This window comes from Streptomyces sp. AC627_RSS907, assembly GCF_019049165.1.
In genome coordinates this window covers 1-609 of sequence record NZ_JAGMUE010001487.1, presented here as the reverse complement: position 1 = coordinate 609, position 609 = coordinate 1, and the positions used below count along the sequence as shown (strand labels likewise).

Sequence of the window (609 nt, the reverse complement as noted above, 5' to 3'; positions counted from 1 at the left end):
GTTGGGAGCCGTGTGGGCGGGTGCGGAAGTACGCCGCCGTCTCGTCCCGCCCGGTGCGTCGCACGGTGCCGGTGATGATGACCTGCCGGTCGACCGGGTGCCAGGGGAAGAGGAGGGAGACCGCGGGGTTGGCGGCGAGTTGACGGCCCTTGCGGGAGCCGTAGTTGGTGAAGAAGACGAAGCCGCGCTCGTCGTAGCCCTTGAGCAGGACGGTACGGGAGTGCGGGCGGCCCGCCTCGTCGACGGTGCTGACGACCATCGCGTTCGGCTCGTGCAGGCCGCTGGTGACGGCCTCTTCGAACCAGTGGGTGAACTGGGCGAAGGGCGTGGCGGCGAGGTCGGATTCGAGGAGCCCGGCGCCGCGGTAGTGCTCACGCATGGCGGCGGGGTCAAGGACGCGCGGCTGCTGCGGGTCGGCATGGGACACGCGCATATCTTGCAGCATGCCGGGCAGACCCCCGCACGCTGCCCCGGGGCGGGCCGCCGTAACCCTCTCGGGTGGAAGGGGGCAGTGTGCCTCTTCTCACGCTTCCCCGCAGGTGGCGAACCCACCAAAATCATCGACTGACCCACTGTGGCCTCCGGACACCACCAACTATCGTGTCCGGT

General features: G+C 69.6%; 1 protein-coding gene. It reads right to left on the bottom strand.

The genetic code is table 11. The features are described from left to right. A partial coding sequence (locus tag KUM32_RS42590) for a pyridoxal 5'-phosphate synthase (protein ID WP_254406825.1) occupies positions 1–433 on the bottom strand: 433 nt, incomplete at its 3' end. Between the last annotated feature and the right edge of the window lie 176 nt (positions 434–609).